Source organism: Paenibacillus macerans (assembly GCF_900454495.1).
GTDB classification, from domain to species: Bacteria; Bacillota; Bacilli; order Paenibacillales; family Paenibacillaceae; genus Fontibacillus; species Fontibacillus macerans.
This window is the reverse complement of record NZ_UGSI01000002.1, coordinates 1,704,552-1,724,187: the sequence shown is the minus strand read 5'-3', so window position 1 is coordinate 1,724,187 and position 19,636 is coordinate 1,704,552. Positions and strand designations below refer to the sequence as shown.

17 protein-coding genes and 1 other annotated feature are annotated in these 19,636 nt (G+C 53.8%); all 17 genes read right to left on the bottom strand.

Going from position 1 to position 19,636, the window contains the following annotated elements; translation table 11 throughout:
• Window positions 1-2: 2 nt before the first annotated feature.
• Window positions 3-797, bottom strand: coding sequence for a septum site-determining protein MinD (gene minD / locus DYE26_RS30960; protein ID WP_036620505.1), 795 nt, complete (start codon window positions 795-797; stop codon window positions 3-5).
• A gap of 3 nt (window positions 798-800) precedes the next feature.
• A complete protein-coding gene (gene minC / locus DYE26_RS30955) occupies window positions 801-1,460 on the bottom strand; it encodes a septum site-determining protein MinC (protein ID WP_036620503.1) in 660 nt (219 codons plus the stop codon).
• A gap of 80 nt (window positions 1,461-1,540) precedes the next feature.
• A complete protein-coding gene (mreD, locus tag DYE26_RS30950) occupies window positions 1,541-2,071 on the bottom strand; it encodes a rod shape-determining protein MreD (RefSeq protein WP_036620502.1) in 531 nt (176 codons plus the stop codon).
• Window positions 2,064-2,963, bottom strand: a complete 900-nt coding sequence (mreC, locus tag DYE26_RS30945) for a rod shape-determining protein MreC (protein WP_036620499.1) — start codon at window positions 2,961-2,963, stop codon at window positions 2,064-2,066. Before mreC ends, mreD begins: the two co-directional genes overlap by 8 nt.
• Before the next feature lie 104 nt (window positions 2,964-3,067).
• Window positions 3,068-4,102 carry a rod shape-determining protein gene (locus DYE26_RS30940; RefSeq protein WP_036620496.1) on the bottom strand — a complete coding sequence of 345 codons (1,035 nt, stop codon included), beginning with the start codon at window positions 4,100-4,102 and terminating at the stop codon, window positions 3,068-3,070.
• Between the two features lie 39 nt (window positions 4,103-4,141).
• Complete coding sequence (gene radC, locus DYE26_RS30935) at window positions 4,142-4,831, bottom strand: RadC family protein (protein WP_036620493.1); 690 nt, start codon at window positions 4,829-4,831, stop codon at window positions 4,142-4,144.
• 324 nt (window positions 4,832-5,155) lie between these two features.
• Complete coding sequence (locus DYE26_RS30930) at window positions 5,156-5,758, bottom strand: Maf family protein (protein WP_036620491.1); 603 nt, start codon at window positions 5,756-5,758, stop codon at window positions 5,156-5,158.
• Window positions 5,759-5,922: 164 nt separating this feature from the next.
• Entirely contained in the window at window positions 5,923-7,260 is a 1,338-nt protein-coding gene (locus tag DYE26_RS30925; RefSeq protein WP_036620489.1) for an SPOR domain-containing protein, read from the bottom strand.
• A 593-nt stretch (window positions 7,261-7,853) separates the two neighbouring features.
• Window positions 7,854-8,015, bottom strand: a complete 162-nt coding sequence (locus DYE26_RS33690; RefSeq protein WP_164815267.1) for a hypothetical protein — start codon at window positions 8,013-8,015, stop codon at window positions 7,854-7,856.
• An 81-nt stretch (window positions 8,016-8,096) separates the two neighbouring features.
• On the bottom strand, window positions 8,097-9,419 hold the full coding sequence (gene murC / locus DYE26_RS30920; RefSeq protein ID WP_051985831.1) for a UDP-N-acetylmuramate--L-alanine ligase: 1,323 nt from the start codon (window positions 9,417-9,419) through the stop codon (window positions 8,097-8,099).
• A gap of 59 nt (window positions 9,420-9,478) precedes the next feature.
• Window positions 9,479-10,858, bottom strand: a complete 1,380-nt coding sequence (locus tag DYE26_RS30915; protein WP_036620488.1) for a bifunctional folylpolyglutamate synthase/dihydrofolate synthase — start codon at window positions 10,856-10,858, stop codon at window positions 9,479-9,481.
• Between the two features lie 36 nt (window positions 10,859-10,894).
• Window positions 10,895-13,567: a valine--tRNA ligase gene (locus DYE26_RS30910; protein WP_036620484.1), complete on the bottom strand. Its 2,673-nt coding sequence runs from the start codon at window positions 13,565-13,567 to the stop codon at window positions 10,895-10,897.
• Between the two features lie 165 nt (window positions 13,568-13,732).
• Window positions 13,733-14,003, bottom strand: a binding site (T-box leader).
• An 85-nt stretch (window positions 14,004-14,088) separates the two neighbouring features.
• A complete protein-coding gene (locus tag DYE26_RS30905; protein WP_036627698.1) occupies window positions 14,089-15,588 on the bottom strand; it encodes a LysM peptidoglycan-binding domain-containing protein in 1,500 nt (499 codons plus the stop codon).
• Between the two features lie 141 nt (window positions 15,589-15,729).
• A complete protein-coding gene (locus DYE26_RS30900; RefSeq protein ID WP_036620483.1) occupies window positions 15,730-16,842 on the bottom strand; it encodes an ABC transporter permease in 1,113 nt (370 codons plus the stop codon).
• Window positions 16,843-16,860: 18 nt separating this feature from the next.
• Window positions 16,861-17,994 carry an ABC transporter permease gene (locus DYE26_RS30895; RefSeq protein ID WP_036620482.1) on the bottom strand — a complete coding sequence of 378 codons (1,134 nt, stop codon included), beginning with the start codon at window positions 17,992-17,994 and terminating at the stop codon, window positions 16,861-16,863.
• Window positions 17,995-18,009: 15 nt separating this feature from the next.
• Window positions 18,010-18,951, bottom strand: coding sequence for an ABC transporter ATP-binding protein (locus DYE26_RS30890; RefSeq protein ID WP_115311360.1), 942 nt, complete (start codon window positions 18,949-18,951; stop codon window positions 18,010-18,012).
• Between the two features lie 61 nt (window positions 18,952-19,012).
• Entirely contained in the window at window positions 19,013-19,603 is a 591-nt protein-coding gene (locus DYE26_RS30885; protein ID WP_036620480.1) for a TetR/AcrR family transcriptional regulator, read from the bottom strand.
• Between the last annotated feature and the right edge of the window lie 33 nt (window positions 19,604-19,636).

Here is a 19,636-nt window from a genome sequence, read left to right as displayed (position 1 = left end):
GATCAACCCATTCCGAAAAACTTCTTGAAGCGCGTAAATACGCCCTTCTTTTGATCGAGCAGCATCAGGGGCACCGTATCTCCCAAAATGCGCCGCGCGATGTTGCGATAGGCGATGGCCGCCGTCGAATCGGGGTTCATGACCGTCGGTTCGCCGCTGTTGGCCGCTTTGATGACTTTCTCGTCATCCGGTACGATGCCGATCAGATCGATGTTCAGCACCTGCAAAATCCCTTCGATATCCAGCATATCCCCGGCCTTCATCATGTTCACCTTGATCCGGTTGACGATGAGCTTGGGCGCGCCGATATGCGAATTTTCCAGCAGGCCGATAATCCGGTCTGCGTCACGGACGGCGGCGTGCTCCGGCGTCGTCACTACGATCGCCTGATCCGCTCCGGCAATCGCGTTTTTGAAGCCCTGCTCAATGCCGGCCGGGCAGTCGATAATGACATATTCGAAGTCCTTCTTCAGCTCAAGCACGATGTCTTTGACCTGCTCGGGCGAGATGGCGTTTTTGTCTTTCGTCTGGGCGGCAGGCAGCATGTACAGCTCGTCGAACCGCTTGTCCTTCACTAGCGCCTGGTTCAACCGGCAGCGGCCTTCGGCTACGTCGATCAAATCGTAGATGATCCGGTTCTCCAGCCCCATGACCACGTCCAAATTCCGCAGCCCGATGTCCGTATCGACCAGGCACACTTTTTTGCCCAGCAGCGCAAGCGCGGTTCCGATATTGGCCGAGGTCGTCGTTTTGCCGACGCCGCCTTTGCCGGACGTAATTACGATAGCTTCTCCCATCATTCACACCCCTTTAAACACGTTAAAATCCGGTCTGATCCGGGTCATATTGACGATTTTGTCGATTTGCATTTTCCCGTCCCGCAAAAAAGCGAACTCCATACTCGTCTCCCGGTTTTCCCATTCATCCGGAGGCCGGCTGATCGTCTCGGCGATCCTCAGCTGCGTAGGGGCCAAAAAGGAAGCGGCGATAACCGCTTTCTCGTTGCCGCTAAAGCCGGCGTGGGCCATCCCCCGCAGGGCGCCGAGGATCAAAATGTCCCCGGTAGCGCAAATCGTCCCGCCGGGATTTACGTCTCCGATAAACAGCAAATTCCCGTCATGGTGAAGCATCTGCCCCGACCGGACGATCCCGGCGAGCGTCTTCACCGCGCTTTCGTCTTTTTCCTGCGCGATCGCGGGCATTTCGATGGAACGGACAAGCAAATTGCCTTTTTGCTTCAATATATCAAGAATCATTTCTTTCTGATCTTCGGTAACGAGCCTCATGCCAAGCTTCACGTCCACGTGGATGATCGGCCCCGTCAAAATATGCTGATGGCTAAACTCCAATTTATAACGGAGTTCCTCCAGAAGACTTGAGAAATCGCACTTGTCGTCCAGCAGGAAAACCAGGCCGTCCTTGATTCCTTTGATCGTCACGTGGTTCGATTTCACCGTCATTAGCCTGTCCCTCCCTCCTAATCAATTCGTGCAGGAGCGGAAAAGTTCCTGCTTGGGCGGCAAGGAAAAGTACGCGGACGTCAAGCCTTCTCCTCGGGGGAACGCCGTTTGGCCATTAGTTCGAGCTGCTTGCGCAGGGGGACGTAAATCGCCAGCGCAAACAGAAACTGAACGAACAGATTGGGGATGATATGGTTCTGAAGCGCCCAGGTATACGGCCGATGCGTTAATTCGAACAGGGAATAAGTGCCGAACAGAATGGAATCAAACAGCAGGCTGCCGAAAATTACGATAATCATCATAAGCGGCATAGGCGCCCGCTGCGAACGGGATAAAAGGCCCATCAAATAGCACGACAATCCCATGGCGAAGGAATACGCCCCGATCAGCGCCCCGTAATAAACGACATCGTGAAGCAGCCCGAAAATGAGCCCCATAACCATTCCCGCATGCCGATGGTCATACACCGAAACGAACAAAAGGCAGATATAAACCAAATGGGGGACGATCCGCGCATGCCATGGGCCGGGAATCAGCCAAGGCACGATGGTTCCTTCCACGATAAACAAAACGAAGAGCAGCAGGATCAAAATATACTTTCGTTTATTCACTGCCTTCACCTTCCGGCATTTCCGGCATTTCCGGCGTGAACACGACGAACAGCTCCTTCCAGTCGGTAAAGCTGGCCGCCGGCTTAACGGTCGCCGTATACGTCAGGCCGTATTCGCCAACCTGAATATCCTTCACCGTGCCGATGATCATGCCGCGGGGAAAAGCGCCGCCGACGCCCGAGGATACGATAAGATCCCCTTTTTTAAGCGGAGTCCCGTCTTCAATCCGGGTCATGAGAAACATGCCCTTCTCCTTGTCATATGTTTCAATCATCCCAAACACGTCGTTTTCTTTGCCTTGCGCCGTCACGGCGATTCCGTTCGAATTCGGGTCTTTGGCGTCCATCGAGGTCGCCAGCCTTACGGTGGAAGTAAAGTTGCTCACGCGGCTAATCACGCCGACCAGCCCTTGATCCGAGTGAACAGCCATCCCTTCTTTAACGCCTTCGCGGGCGCCGATATCCAATACGATCGTGTTGTTCACCGGATCATCGTTGACACTGATAACATGGGCGATTTTCCAGTCATAGTTGTAAAGCTCTTTTTGCGCATTTGTAAAATCCAGTTCTTTCTGTAACCGCTTGTTCTCTTGATCAATCCAGTTATAAGTTGCCTTATCCCGGGTATAATGGGCTAATGCAATTTTAAGCTGCTCGTTTTCTTCCTGCAGCGCGCGCAGGTTCGCGATATCTTCAAACAAGCCCGCTATGTAGCTAGCGGGCTTGTAGAACACGTATTGCACGAAGCCAACCGTGTCTTTGACGAATTTTTCCGGCCAGGACAAGGAGGTTCTCGGCCCCAGCGTAAAACCCATAACCGCAATAAACAAAATAAGTCCCATGAGCAAAATGAACAATCTTTTATTGCCTAGCAGCTTAAACAGTTTCAGCACCCTCCAACCTTACGTTTTCTTGATTAAAACGGCATAGGCCGCCCAATTTTACAAGGACGGCGCCGCTTCGTGATAAGGGGTGTTTGCATCGTTATGGCGATGGATCAGCGTCTGGAGCGAAGAGCGGAACTGCTCTTGGATTTGAACAAGTGGATGTTGTCCAAAGCGCGGCCTGTGCCGATCGCTACGCAATCCAGCGGATTTTCGGCCACGATGACGGGCATTCCCGTTTCTCCGGCCAGCAGTTTGTCCAGATTGCGGAGCAAGGCGCCGCCGCCGGTTAACACGATACCCCGATCCATAATATCGGCGGCAAGCTCCGGCGGGCATTTCTCAAGCGTAACCTTGACGGCTTCGACAATCGCGCCGACCGTATCGCCGAGCGCTTCGGAGATTTCGTCCGAGGTGATCGTGATCGTCTTCGGAAGCCCGCTCACAAGATCGCGCCCGCGAATTTCCATCGTCTCCACCTGCTCGAGAGGCATAGCCGAACCGATGTCCATCTTCAGTTGTTCCGCGGTTCTTTCCCCGATCATTAAATTATATTGACGTTTGATGTATTGGATGATCGCTTCATCCATTTCATCCCCGGCCACACGCACCGATTTGCTCGTGACGATGCCGCCGAGCGAAATGACCGCCACTTCGGTCGTGCCTCCGCCGATATCGACCACCATGCTCCCGGTCGGTTCCCAAACCGGCAGATCGGCCCCGATCGCCGCGGCAAAAGGCTCCTCGATCGTATAGGCTTCGCGGGCTCCGGCCTGCTTCGTCGCGTCCTCGACGGCGCGCTGCTCAACCGCCGTAATTCCCGACGGCACGCAAACCATTACATTCGGATGGCGTTGGAACAGCGAACGCTGCTTCTGCGCCTGGTTGATAAAGTATTTAATCATCGTCGCCGTCGTATCGAAATCGGCGATAACCCCGTCTTTCATCGGTCGAATCGCCCGAATGTTGCCGGGTGTCCGGCCGATCATCTTTTTGGCGGATTCACCGACGGCGACGATATTTTTCGTGTCGGTATGTATCGCCACTACCGAAGGTTCTCTTACGATAATTCCTTTACCGCGCGTATAAACGAGCGTGTTCGCCGTCCCCAAATCGATTCCCAAGTCTTTCGTAAAGCCACCCAACATGCTGTTTTCTTCCTTTCCTTCTGTATCTAAACTATTATATTACATCAAGCCCTGCTCCTTCAAACTGACAAATTTTCCATCTCCGATAACGATATGATCCAGCACGTCGATGCCTACGATCTCTCCGGCTTCGCAAAGCCGGTTGGTCATCCGGATATCCTCGGCGCTCGGGGTCGGATCGCCGCTCGGGTGATTGTGCGCGCAGACGACCGAGGCGCTGCCGCATTTGATCGCGGCGCGAAACACCTCGCGCGGATGAACGATGGAAGCGTTAAGGCTTCCGATGGAAAGCGTCTCTTGAGCAATGATATGATTTTTCGTATTCAAAAAAAGACAAACAAAATGTTCCTTCTGCAAATAACGCATCTGTTCCATCAGCAGCTCCGCCGCAATATGCGGGCTGCGGATCGTTTCGGACTCCGGCAGCCTTGATTTGGCCAGCCGCCGTCCCAGCTCGATGCCCGCTTTGAGCTCGATCGCTTTCGCCGGGCCAATTCCCTTGAGTTGGACCATTTCGTCCAAGCTAAAATCAACAAGACCGCGAATGCCGCCGATTTCCGACAACACGCGCTGGGCCATGTGAATCGCCGATTCGCTGCGCGTGCCCGTTCGAAGCAATATCGCCAGCAGTTCCGCGTTGCTGAGCGCTCCCGGGCCAAACTCCATCATGCGTTCTCTTGGCCGTTCCTCCACGGGAAGGTCCCGGAGCATGTAAGAAGTGGATTTCATGCACAATCCCTCGCTTCCGATAGTTTATAAGCTAAGCCCGGGAATTCCCGGGCATGGCTTCAAAGCGTCTCGCGGAAGGATATGCTTTACCACTTCCAGGCGGCCTTTCGGCAAAAGTACGGTTGACCGCCGATCTCATTTAAATAAGTGTTCAAAAAGTCAGGTTTTCAGCACCGAGAAGGTTGGATGAAGCCAGGGACGTCAGGAGCGGAGCGTACGTTTTGGGTACGTGAGCAACGGAAGGCCCGGCTGAATTCAAGATTCGATGTCGAATCCGCATCATGACCTGCTTCGTGATCAAAAGATGACTTATTGAACTACCTCTTAAAGTACGCGAATGCCGAAATCCGCCAGCATGTCTACAAGCAAAGATAAAGGTAAACCAACGACATTAAAGTAGCATCCCTCAATGCCGGTCACGATCGTGGCCCCCAGGCCTTGAATGGCGTAAGCCCCGGCTTTGTCCAGACCTTCCCCGCTTCGGGCGTAGGCTTGGACCTCCGCTTCGGTCAACGCCTTCATCGTCACCAGGGTCGAACGGTATTCGACCTTCCTTCTGCCGGTTAAACCGTCCACGCAAGCCACGCCGGTAAATACGGTATGGCTGCGGCCCTGCAGGGAATGCAGCATCTCGGCCGCCTCGGCTTCATCCTTGGGCTTGCCAAGAACAGCCCCGTCGCGGACGACGATCGTGTCGCTTCCGACAATCACCGCATCCCGTTCGGACGATTCCAGCGCATGATAAACCGCATCCGCCTTTCGGCCGGCAAGCTCCATAACGATTTGCTCCGGAGCCCATCCCGGCGGCGTCGATTCGTCCGCATGGCTGGGTACGACTTGAAACGGGATTTGCAAGGAAGAGATCAATTCACGCCTGCGAGGTGATGTGGAAGCGAGAATAATCCGGCGTAATTGTGCGGTTTCCAATAGCGGACTCTCCTTCAAGGTTTCACAGGGCGGGGACAATCGACAACTTCCCGTTGTCAACCTCGCCATTTTTTGACACTTCCTTATTATAAGATTATTTGATGCTCAATACAAACAGAAAAAAGGCAGGGGAAAGTATTTCCATCCCTCGCCTCGAATATGCTTCAGCGGTTCTCCCCAGGGTTTACGCCGTGAATGATAACCTGTTCCGCCATGATGAAGCGCATCATCTCGTTTTGCACTTCCCAAAGCAGCGTTTTCGCTCCGCTTTTATTGAATTCTCCCAGGGCTTCTACCGCCCCGTTCATCGCCTTTTCCATCTCCCCGGCATAAGTTTCCAGAGCCGCCGGCCATTTACCCCGCACCGCGGCCGCGCTCTCAGTCCAGGATTGGTGCATGCGGCCCAATTGCTTAACCTCCTCGTCGCTAAGCGGCTGCGGACTCGCTTCGCTCAGCAGGGATGCCGACGCGGTACTCAGCAAACGCACGAGCTCGGCGCTTTGCGCCATATACCCTTCGAGCGCTTCCCGGTCGCCCGCAAACTCCGCGCTGGCTGTAGCGGGCAGAGCCACCTCATGCAAAATCAGGTGTACGCCGGCGGCTTTCAATTGGCCGCTCAGCAGTTTGGATTGTTCCCGGTCCGTCGATACGCCCGCGTAGACCCTCTTCTCATCGACCGTATCGCGCGCGGCCGCCAGCCCGGAAGCCTGCAGTTCCTCCTGCGCCAGCTGCACCCCTTGGGCCGTGCTGAACACCCCGTATTGGAGAAAATAATACGTCTGCTCCGGAAGCGCAAAGCTGATCCGAGGAAGCGATTCCTCTATTTTCTTTTCTTCCGCTCCGGTTTGGGCCATCGCCGGAACGCTGGCCGTCTGATCGGCCGCGCTTTGCTCCGGCGTGCCGATCCCTGGCAGCGGGAGCTGCATTTCCTGGTTAAACAGGGACAATACGACATAGCCGAATAAAGCGCCGGTAACGATCGCTCCGGTTAAGGAGCCCGCCACCTTCCAGCCGGACGATCTTGTGGGACGGGTGTAATAGGGCGTGTCCTCATACCGTGGGCCCCATGGATCGTCACCGTCGTCCCGTATGTTGTATGGCTCCGCCGTCTCTCCTCGCTCAAAATCGTCCGCTTCCCTCAGCAAATCGCCCTTGGCCCGCCCCCCCGGAAAAACCGTCAATCCCATGCCGGTATGATCGGTAAAAGGGTCGCCCCACGAATCCACGGTCTCCACCGCGCGGTATCGGGCAGGTCTCTCCGGCGGTACGACCTCGGGTTCTTTGTTCCATAACGCATCCTCTGTCGGCGCATCTTCTGTTAACGTATCCCCTGTTGGCATATCCCTTGTTGGCATATTTCTTGTTGGCGTATCTATTGCCGGGAGTTCAACCGTATGCCGCCACGCGGCCCCATCGTTTTTTGCATTGTCTTGATCCGGGAGTACGGCACGAACCTCCCGCCCGTTTTGGTCAAACCGGAATGTCATTTTCGCTTTGTTCACGGTCCGCACGCTCCTTGTCCATTCATCTATCCTACTTTATGAGAAAAGAAAGAATGATATGCCTTGGAGTTTGCTAAGACCTCCGTGGATCAAGTCAAGAAAAACCGCCGCCGATAATTCTTTGTCCGACGAGTGTTTGACGTTTCGGCACGAGGCGGTGCTCTCATTGTATTGATGCCGAATAAATAGCTGCAAAAAGCCAGTTTTCCTGAGAATCTACTGCGAAAAAAATAGGAGAAAAAATGCCGTTATTCCGGCGATAACAGTCATCTGAGAAATAGTGGGGATTTTTATCGCTATTTCCCTCGTGGCAAGAAAATTCCCGCTTTCCGGACCATTCTCAACCATCCACAGGAAAATAAGTGCATAAATTGTCCTTATTCCAGCGATACCAGTACATTTGGGAGAAATAGAGGCATTTTATACCGCTATATTCCCTCGTCGCAAAGAAATACCCGTTTTTCGGTCCATTTATTAGGAAATAAGGACATAAAATGCCTCTAATAGAGATAAACATACCTGGTCCCGCACAATAAGTACATAAAATGCCGCTATTTTGATGGCCAACGGTCGATCGTTCCATTAGCTCATTTTCAGCAGCTCATTCTCAGCAATTCATTCCAGCAGCCGGCTGTCCAGCGCCGGGTCCAGTGCCGGCCTCCGGGTTGAGCCGTTTTAAACGTAATGACCGTGGCTTCTGCACCGCTCGCAATATAACCGCGCCCTCCCTCTCCCCCGAATTTGACGAATTCCATAAATGTAAAAATGCTCCCCTAAGGGAGCACTTCTAGTGTTTTACGGTATTGCATGATGTTCCGCTTGGCCCAGCTTGGCCGTTAGCTGGACAATCCTTTGGCCAGCTCGTAGCCAACTTTATAAATATCCCCGGCGCCCATCGTGAGCACCAGATCGCCGGGTTGCAGCCGGCCCTGCAAATCCTCAAGCACGTCCTGCTTCGTCGGCAGGTAGCGGGCACCGGAGTTGCTGTTTTCCTTGATCAATTCCACCAGCTTTGCGGAATGCACCCCTTCAATCTCCTTCTCCCCGGCCGGGGAGTAGATGTCGGTGATGATCACTTCATCCGCGTCGCCAAACGCCCGGCTGAACGCATCGAGCAGGAAGAAGGTCCGCGTATAGCGCTGCGGCTGAAAGACGGCGATAATCCGTTTGCCCGTCGCTTTGGCCGCTGCGATCGTGGCCTGAATCTCCGTCGGATGGTGGGCGTAATCGTCGATGATGAGGATGCCGTCCATTTCCCCCAGCACCTGAAAACGCCGCTTCGCCCCATGGAATTTCCGCAGCGCCTCGGTAATATCCGCGAACGGAATCCCCGCCTCCAGGCAGACGATGATTGTTGCCATCGCATTATACGCATTATGCCGGCCCGGAACGGACAATTCGACCGTGCCGAGCTCCTCGCTGCCGCGTCTCATCTGGAACGTGACACAGCGATCGCCCAGCTCAATGTCATGGGCCGAATAATCGCAGGCCGTTTCGATGCCGTAAGTGATCATGCCGCACGAAAGGCTTGGCATCAGCTCCTGCACATTCCGGTCATCGCCGCAAACGACCGCCCTGCCTCCCGGTTTGATCTGGTTCAGAAATTGAACATATGCTTCCTTAAGACGGCCGAAATCGCCGCCGTAATTTTCCAAATGATCGGCCTCAATGTTGGTCACAACGCCAATCCAAGGATGATACTGCAGGAAGGAGCCGTCGCTCTCGTCCGCTTCGGCGACGACGAACTTGCCCTGCCCCGCTTTGGCGTTCGTACCGACATCCATCAGTTCGCCGCCGATAATGTAAGTGGGGTCCGCCCCGCAACTCTCCATCACCAGCGCGATCATCGACGAGGTCGTCGTTTTGCCGTGCGTCCCGGCAATCGCGATCCCGCTCCGTTCATTCAGCAGCCGGGCGAGCATTTGCGAGCGATGCAGGATCGGGATTCCCTGCTCCTGCGCTTCGATCCGCTCCACGTTGTCCTGCGGCAGCGCCGTCGAGTAGACGACCAGGTCTGCTCCGTGCACCTGCTCGGCCGTATGGCCGATATAGATTTTCGCTCCTTTGGCGGCAAGCTTCTCCGTTAACTCCTGGGCTGCGACATCCGATCCGGTGACGGTATAGCCCATTTCCAGCATGACGCGGGCAATGGCGCTCATGCCATAGCCGCCGATGCCGATAAAATGTACATGTTGTTCCGTAGTATTTAACAAAATGGTCACCAGCCTTTTTCAGAATCGGTTTGATGCAAAAGGGCCGCCCGCACGTCCGAAATCAAATACAACGTGCCCGTCACTACCCCAAGATCCTCCCGTTCCGTCCGTGACTCCAAAAGCGAAAGGGCCTTTTTCCAGTCACGTTCCACGATGATTTCCAACTCCGCTTTCGCTTCCGATCCCTTAAGTTCGGTCACGAGCTCATTTAACGCGTCGGCATCCATTTTTCGGCGAAAATCGGGCTCGGTCAGAATAAGCGTATCCACTATTGGTAATATATGCTTGAAGTAGCCGAGATGATGCTTGTTGGCTAACATCCCCATCATCATATGCAGCTTGCGGTAGCGGTAAACTTCCGGAAGGCTTTTCGCCAACGCCTCCGCGCCTTCCGGATTATGGGCTCCATCCAGCACGATGCGCGGCTCTTCCTTTACCAGCTCAAGACGCCCCGCCCAAAAAGCGGTGCGAAAGCCGTCCAACAGCGGCTCGTCTTCCAAAATAAAGGCCAGATACTGCCGCAGCACTTCGAGGACCATCATCACCCCGGCCGCATTTTTGCATTGATGCTCCCCCTGCATGCCGATGGCAATGTCCAGCTCGCGGAATGGGCCGCAGAAACGCATGGTTTGCGCGGTCGCCCCGACATCAAGACGCTCAAACTTGAACTGTTCGCCAAGCAAATAGAGATTCGCCCGCTTGCCAAGGGCCGTTTCCTTCAGCACGGCAATCGCTTCCGGCTGCTCCACGCAGCTTACCACCGGAACCCCGGGTTTGATAATGCCCGCCTTCTCGCGGGCGATCTGCTCGATGGTATCGCCAAGCACGTCCATATGATCATAACCGATATTCGTAATCAGCGAAACGATCGGCGTGACGATATTGGTAACATCCATCCTTCCCCCAAGGCCGGTTTCCCATACCACAACATCAGGATAACAGACCTCGGCGAAATAAAGGATCGCAATGGCCGTGCTGACCTCAAACATCGTCGGCGAGCCGAGCTCGGTTTCGGCAATTTCCCGCACGAGCGGCAACACCCGGCGCGCCAGCTCAAGGAGCGTCTCTTCGGGAATATCCGCTTCGTCGTATTGAAAACGGTTCGTAAATTTCGTGATATAAGGGGACGTAAACGTCCCGACATGGTATCCGCATTCGCGCAGCGTCCGGGTGAGAAAAGCGCAGGACGAACCTTTGCCGTTTGTCCCGGCGACATGTATAAATTTCAGCCTCCGCTCGGGATTTCCCAAACGCTCCATCATCAGCTCGATGCGTTCCAGTCCCGGGCGGATTCCGAACGGAATCAGCCCGTTTATCCAGTCGACCGCTTCTTCGTAGCTGCCCAGCGCAAGCGGCAGTATATCTTCGTCTGTAAGATCCCCCATGGTCTTCACCTTCATTTGAATAAATTTGCCCTTAGCCTAGCCCTTCAGTTCCTCGATCCGGGCCAGCACTTTGCCGCGTTTTTCGGCGTAATCGGCCATTTTGGCGCGTTCCTCTTCGATGACTTTTGCCGGCGCTTTGGATACGAACCCTTCGTTGGCGAGCTTCTTCTCCACCCGTTCCACTTCCTTGTTCAGGTGATCGAGCTCTTTGTTCAAACGTTCGATTTCCTGCTGGATATCGATCAGCCCGGACAGCGGCAAATACAGCTCGGCCCCGGTCACGACGGCGGTCATCGCCTTGTCCGGAACGGCCGCGGTCAAGGACGCTGCATATTCCGAAGCGTTGCAGAACCGGCATATATAATGTTCGTTGCGGGCGATCACTTCGAGCGTTTCGGAACTGCCCGGCTTAACGACAAGCTCGATCTTTTTGCTCATCGGCACGTTCACTTCGGCGCGGATATTGCGCACGGCGCGAATGATGTCGATCAGCAGATTCATTTCTTGAACGGCGTCCGGAGCTTCCAGAGCCGGATCGTACTCAGGCCATGCAGCCAGCGTAATCGTCTCGCCTTGATGCGGCAAATGCTGCCATATTTCCTCGGAAATAAACGGCATGAACGGATGGATCATCCGCAGCGTACGATCCAGCACAAAGGCCAGCACGCCTTGCGTTTTCCGCTTAGCCGCGGCATCTTCGCCGTAAAGGGACAGCTTGGCGAATTCGATGTACCAGTCGCAAAGATCGTCCCAAATAAAATTATACAGCAGGCGTCCGGTTTCCCCGAACTCGTATGCATCGATCAAACGGGTAATCTCTTTGGCCGTCTCGTTGAAACGGTGCAAAATCCAGCGATCGGCCGTCGCCAATTCTCCGCTGATATCGATATCTTCGTAAGCCACGCCGTCCAGATTCATCAAAGCGAACCGGGAGGCGTTCCAGATTTTGTTCGCGAAATTGCGCGCCTGTTCGACGCGTTCCCAACGGAAGCGCAAATCCTGCCCCGGCGTGCTGCTCGTCGAAATCATATAGCGCATCGCATCCGCGCCGTATTTCTCGATCACTTCGAGCGGATCGACGCCGTTGCCCAGCGATTTGGACATTTTCCGCCCTTCGCTGTCGCGCACGAGCCCGTGAATAAGCACGTCCTTAAACGGAATTTCGCCTTTAAATTCGAGCGACGTAAAAATCATCCGCGCTACCCAGAAATAGATGATGTCGTATCCGGTCACAAGCACATCGGTCGGGAAATACCGCTTCAGGTCCTCGCTGGATTCGTCCGGCCAGCCCAGCGTCGAAAACGGCCACAAGGCCGAGCTGAACCACGTGTCGAGCACGTCCTCGTCCTGCTTCAGATCGTCGCGGCCAAGTTTGGCGCGGGCTTCCTCCTCGCTGCGGGCCACGACCATCTCGCCCGTCGCCTCGCAGTACCAGGCCGGAATCCGGTGCCCCCACCACAGCTGACGGGAAATACACCAGTCGCGTACGTTTTCGATCCAGTGCAAATAAATTTTTTCGAAGCGGTCCGGTACGAAATTGACGCCTTTCCCGGATTTTTGCGCGGCGATGGCCGCTTCCGCGAGAGGTTTCATTTTCACGAACCACTGCGTCGACAAATACGGCTCGACCACCGCGCCCGTACGTTCGCTGTGTCCGACCTGATGCACGTGATCCTCGATTTTGACGAGAACGCCGAGTTCCTGCAAGTCCTTAACGATTTGCTTGCGGCATTCGCTGCGGTCCAGCCCCTGGTATTTGCCGGCTTCCCCATTCATCGTGCCGCTTTCGTCCATGACGCTTATTTGCGGCAGATTATGGCGGAGACCTACCTCGAAGTCGTTCGGGTCATGCGCCGGTGTAATTTTAACCGCGCCGCTGCCGAACTCCTTCTCGACATATTCATCCGCGATAATCGGGATTTCCCGGCCGACGATCGGCAGGCGCAGCGTTTTGCCGACCAGCTGCCGGTACCGTTCGTCCTCCGGATGGACCGCTACGGCCGTATCGCCGAGCATCGTCTCCGGACGCGTAGTCGCTACGGTGATGAAGCCGCTGCCGTCGCTGAGCGGATACTGCAGGTGATATAGGTGTCCGTTAACTTCTTTATATTCAACCTCGATGTCGGACAGCGCGGTGCGCGCGGCCGGATCCCAGTTGATGATATATTTGCCGCGGTAGATCAAGCCTTTTTCGTACAGCTTCACGAACACTTCGCGAACTGCTTGGGAAAGCCCCTCGTCCAGTGTAAAGCGCTCGCGCGAATAGTCAAGCGAAAAGCCCATTTTCGCCCATTGCTCGTGGATCGTGGCGGCGTATTGGTCCTTCCATTCCCAGACGCGTTCCAGGAACTTCTCGCGCCCCAAATCGTAACGGCTGACGCCTTGCTCGCGTAGTTTTTGCTCCACTTTCGTTTGCGTGGCGATCCCCGCATGGTCCGATCCCGGCAGCCATAATGCGTCATAACCCTGCATCCGTTTTGTCCGGATCAAAATATCCTGCAGCGTGAAATCCAGCGCATGGCCGATATGCAGCATGCCGGTCACGTTTGGCGGCGGGATTACGATCGTGTACGGCTGCGCGTCCTGACGCTGGCCGGCTTTGAAAAAGCCCCCCTCCATCCAATAACGGTACCACTTCCGTTCGGCCGATTTCGGGTCGTACGTCGTTGGCATTTCCGTTTGACTTTGTTGACCTTGGTTTTCCGTCATACCATTCAACCTCCGTTACAAATAAGCATCGCCTTCGCTTGCCGAAGATAATCCGCGTCCCATGAGACCGCGAGTATTCCCGGCAGCTTCCTGCAAAGCGCCCTTTGCGGCGGGACCTCGCTTTCTTCGGACCTTCGCCGCAAAAAACAAAAAAAGCCTTTCGTCTCAAAGGACGAAAGGCTTTACTTTCGCGGTACCACCTTTGTTTCGCGGCATTCAGCCTTCCTTCGCCGGCCCCATTGATCCGGCAAAAAAGTTGACTCCGCGACACTCAAGCAGATAACGGCTGCTACCGGTCCGTTCTAACGGCTATCTCCGCTCAAACGGACGACTCCCGGGCGACTTCGGCCAGCTAACATCCTGCGGAATCTTTCAGCGTGTGGGTTCCGCTCTCTGAAGGGTTCACTGCCCTACTCTTCCCATTCCAAGTCGTTGACGCAATCATTTTGCTTGAATCTATATTATCATAACTTGGAAACCCGCGGGAGTCAATATTTAGCCCTGCATAACGGATCAAACGCCTACGGAATGTACAAAATTTGCCCTTCGGCCAAGTGGTTTTCGGACAGGCGATTGTACAACTGCAGTTCGCGGGAGCTCAGGTGATAGCGCTCAGCGATGTCATCCAGCGTTTCTTCCCGCTGTACGATCACCAGCTTGACCTTGCGGAACGGGGTTTGTTCCTCGCCTCCGTGAACAAAAAGATTTTTCCACAAGAGCTCCTCGCCATCGCCAATCTCCGCCTCGTCAGACGCCGCCGGGGAATACGCCGCTTGCGACTGCAGATCGTTCTGCGGCCGCGAAGAAATCAGTTTCTTGAGGCCAAAAGGCTCGCTTTCTTTTTCTTCGGTGCTTTTTTTGCTGCCTAGCGCGATCTTCAGTTCTTTTTTCTCCTCCTGGTGCTGCAGCAAAGAATTTTCCGCTTCGGCCTGCGCCAGACTTTCCGACAACACGTTTTCCGGTTCCTGGACGGCCTCGGCTGCGGCTTTATCCGGCCCGGCCGCAGCTTTTTCCTCTACGGCTTCGGAGAACGAAGGAAAGGCAGCTTCTTGCGGTTCCGCCTCGCTTGCCGCTACGTTTGCCAGCTCGTTTTCCGGCGCTTCGAAATGCAGCGGTTCTTTTTTCGCTTCCTTTTTGGCGGCGTCGGTTTTTGCGGCTTCGCTTTTCACCGGTTCTTTTTTGGCGGCTTGGACGGGGGCGGCTTCGGGTTTCGCCGGTTCGCTCAAACGGTCCGCGGATTCCGGCTCGATAAAGGGGAGCATTTCCTGTTTGAACCATGCGTCATTAAACTGCTCAAACTCCGTTTGCTGCAGTATGCCTTGAACCGGGAGGGCGTATTCCTTGTCCGTCCACGGCCCGGCAGACGGTTCTGCGCTTTCCTCCTCCAACCATAGAGAGGTCGGCTCCGGCTCCGGCTCGGGGGCCGGCTTCGGTTTCGGCTCGTCCGGGCTCCGCTTCTCTTTCAGCGCTTCCTCCGGAAACGCCTGCCATTCCGTAAGTTTCGGGACTTCGGGTTCGAAACGGATCTCTTCTTGCTCCGCAAAAGAGAGGCCGCCCGCCTCCTCCTCGGGACTAACGCCCGGAACGACGTGTGCGGTCGTAAATTCCCGATCCTTCCAGCTATCGGCTTCCACCGCCAGCGAAGATGTCTCGACGCCCTTGAGCGACAAGACGCCGGTAATGTTCAAGCTGCGCGCGCTAAGCAGATCCACATCGAAGTTTTCAATTTCCACCGTGATATCCTCCAACCGGTTCACCCGGCTGAGCGGAATCGTAATTTCTACGGGGATCCAATGCTCCAGGCTGCGGGTCTCTCCTCCCCCCCGATACAAACCGGCCAGTAGCAAATGACCTCTTAATGAAGCATAGTCCTGTCCGGGAATGACCTGAATTTTCGGGAAAAGTTCAATTTCCTCCAGCTCTTCAATGCCGATCACATCTTCCGATAAATGAACGCGCTCGTAAATATCGAAACGAAGACCATAGGATTGATCAGCCAAAACGCTACCTCCTTTCAGCATATCCAAACATGATTCAGCATGCATATGTCATGATCCAAATCATCCTCGTTTTATCTATATGCCTTCGAAAAAGAGTGCATGCCAGCTTTTTGCTACCCGCGGTTTCTGCTCCTGGCCGCATTCATTAGCGTGTACTGCCCCTCACTGACCGCCCGAAAAACTCTTTTTGCCTGTTAACCTATAGAGTACGGGAATCAAGGCCAGCCCGATTGCGGCTACGGCCGTTATGCTAACCGCCTGTTCCGCCGTGAATCCTGCCTTGAAGTTATGAAGCACGGGATTAAACCATTGAAACACCCGCGAGACAATCCAGTACCGGGCAAACGTTTGAGATGCTTCCGGAAGCACGCTGACGCCGATAAATCCTCCGGTTCCGAAAAAGGTTGCGATCGACAACACGATGACGGTCGGTTGCAGCACCCGGTAATTTTTCAAAACCTGAGCCAACCATAGCCCGGCGCAAGCGCAAGCGATCATCACCGGAATCATCATCAGATAAACCTGAAGCAGCGGCGAGGTGTATATTTTCATTTTAAAGGCGAAAACCGCAAGCAACAAGGAAGGGATCGAACAGATAACGGCGGTGGTTACGGCCGCAGCTACATTCCCCAGACCAGCCAACCATAACGGCTGCGGGGTCAGAAGGATTTCCTTCTTCGTTCTGTTCTCGTTTTCAAAAGCATGCAGATTGCCCGCCGTTATCGTCGCCCCCATAAAGAGAGAAAGCAGCAGGCAGCTTCCGGCGATGTAAGATACTCTCCAAACATCATGCGGTTTTTCCGTGATCAGTTTCGGCACTACTCTGAGACCGCCGTTTAAAGCCAACTCATCCAAAATACTGTGCTCCAATCGCAGCCGTACATTTTTCATCATATCGCTATTGATGTTAAACGTCTCAATATAAACGTCTTTTGATTTCGCGTAGTCGGAAGGGATCCGTATCAGCAGTTGCAGGCGTCCTTCTCTGACTTTGGCTCTCGCTTTCTCCAAATCCCTCTCCACCACATTGTAATACTTCGTTATATTGGAATGACTTTGCTCGATGCTCCGCACAAGGGACTTCGATTCCGCGTTATTGGCCTCATCGACTAGCCCTACAGGCCACTGATCGCCCCCCGCTCCCATAATAACCGCCGTCAGGTACATTAAAATCAGCGGCAGTAGTAAAGGAGCGATGATTAGCTGTTTCTGCCTGCTTAAAATCTTCAAATTACGTACATACATTCCGACTGCCGCATATAAAGAAGTTTTCATTTTTCTAAGCCGCCTCTCCTACTGTCCTTGAGAATAAGACAAGTTTCTCTTTAACCGGAACACCGCCATGAAAACGAACAGCGCCGTGAGCGCAAGCATGAACAGCAAACCCTTAAACTCATACGCTGCCGCAGATGCAAGAAAGGTATTCCGCATATTTTCCACCACATCGGAAACCGGAATCCGGCTCGATAATCGCCACAACCATTCGACCGGTCCGCCGTAAGCGAACCCGCGAATGGAGGATTCATTGCCGCAAACCAAATAGAGAAAAATTCCAATCACGGCGGACAGAGTGATGATCGGCATCGACTTGCGCAGCCACACCCCGAGCATACTGCCGACCGCTCCGCCGAACAGGAACAACAGGGCAATCCAAAACCACAAAACGGGGGCCATTCGGGTAACCGGAAAAGACAGCGTAACACTCATAATCCCCAATACGAACAGGACGCTGATGAGCGTCTGCAAAAAGGCGGTAATCCATTTTCCCAGTACAAAAGGAAGAAAGCCGATGGAAGTAAGCACGATTTCCTTGCTCGTCCTTTCCTCCCATTCCCGCGCAATGAGCATTCCGGTATTGACCATGGATGTATACGATACGGCGAACATGAGCAGCCCGATGGAAATGTACAGTTTCATCGACACGTCCCGGGGAAACTTCGCGTATTGCTGGACGATCTCGATGTTATGTTCCGGGGCCGTTGCCTGTTGAAACAGATAGATGGCGTGCGACAACCGGATTTGAAAGTTTTTGGTGGCGTCCGAGTTGATATTATGAACATAGAGTTTAACTTCCGGAGCCGAGGTTCGCTGCTTGAGATCTTGGTCAAAAGCCGCCGGGATCTCGATCAGCGCTTCCGCTTCCCCGTTTTCATACCGCCGGAAAGCTTCGTCCGGGTCGGTCGTTTGGACAATAAAGTAGGGTCCGTCGACCGAACTCATGTCCGTCAACATCCGCACAAACCGGTCGCTGAACTCCCCTTCCGATTCCCGGGCGATCACGACGGGATTGGTAGCGGACACTTGAGTAATCAACGAATAAAGAAAAACGAATACAACGGGCACGATAATGCTAAGTACCATTAACGAAGGATTCCTCCAGGTCATTTTGAGATCCTTCCAAACGATCGCCTTGGTTCCTTTCAACATGGCTTTGCCCTCCGATCAGTTCCTTAATTGGCGTCCGGTAAAATGCAGAAAGACGTCGTTTAATGTCGGTTCCTTCCACTCAAAGCTGATGAGCCCGTCGTTCTCGGCATCAAACGATTTCAACATGCGCAGAGCGGTCTTTTTATCGGCAACGTTGACCAGCACCTTATTCGCTTCGAGCACCGCCGAGCATTTTCCGCCCAGCCGCACAAAGGTAGTCCGGGCATCATTTTCCCGTTCGAAAATCAATGCCATGGAATTATCGGTGATCCTCTCTTTCAACTGCTGTGGTGAACCGGAAGCCACGACGCTTCCCCGATCGATAATAACAATCCGGTCAGCCAGCGAATCCGCTTCCTCCATGTAATTTGTAGTCAAAAATACGGTTTTGCCTTCCCCGGTCAACTCCCGGATGCGGGTCCATATCGAGTTCCGCGACTGAACGTCAACGCCTAAGGTGGGCTCATCAAGCAAAATCAGATCGGGCGAGGTCAGAAGGGCCCGGGCTAACGCGAGCCGCCGCTGCATTCCCCCCGAATACGTTCCCACACGGTCATTCTGCCTTTCGCTCAGGCCGACCAATTCCAGCAGCTTGCCGATTTGCGAGGTCCACATCCGTTTTTCGATCCCGTAATACTGAGCGTGAAACAGCAGATTTTCTTTGGCCGTCAGATCATTGTACAGTGCAGTCTCCTGGGGGACGACGGACAGTTTGCGGCGGACGGTCCGCATCTCTTTCGCGGGATCGAGCCCAAACACTCGGACGTCCCCCCGGGTCGGCCGGGAGAGTCCATTGATGAGATTAATGGTCGTCGTCTTGCCGGAACCGTTCGGACCGAGCAAGCAGAAAACTTCACCCTGATTAACTTCAATGGATAACTGCTCCAGGGCGTAGAAGCGCTCCCGATTTTTTCGGGGATAGGACATTTCGACATGATTCAATGCAACAATACTCACAAAAGCTCATCCTTTCCATTTTACTTACTAAGTACTCACTCAATAATATAATTAAAAAAAATTAACCCAAGATCTTTAAAAACTGCTGGACCGTCGTACGAATATAAATTTCTCTTGTCTCTGCGTTCCGGGTAAACCGGTCATACAGCAGGAAATACATGACCATGGCCGTTTGGATGTTTCTTACCGCCAAACGCAGTTCTTCTTCATCCATGGCGGTACGGTCTTTTAACAGAAAATACAGCGGTTTGAGCCCCTCTTCAATCAGGCTGACAAGATATTCCCGGATTTGCGGTTTGCGCTGCGCCTCTCCGAAGAACATTACGATCAGGTCGGTCTTCTCATTCAGCCTGTGCAGGAGTTGTCCGAAGTATTTCGTCAGCAGCGATTCGAGCGGCACATCGGAATCCGCCTGAGCGGCGGTGTCTCTTAGGGACGGTATCAGCGAATGTTTGTCGACGACAGCCCACAGCAGCTCTTCCTTCGATTTGAAATAGTGATAAATCAACCCGTCCGTAGTTCCCGCTTCCTTGGCTATATCCTTCGTCGTGCTTGCATCGAAGCCTTTTGCGGAAAAAACTTTTAAAGCGGAATCAATTAATCTGTTTTTCGTTTCCAGACCTTTTTGCTGCCGTAAATTGAGTTTTTCCATTCGTTTCACCACTTCATTTCGCTTAATGATTAC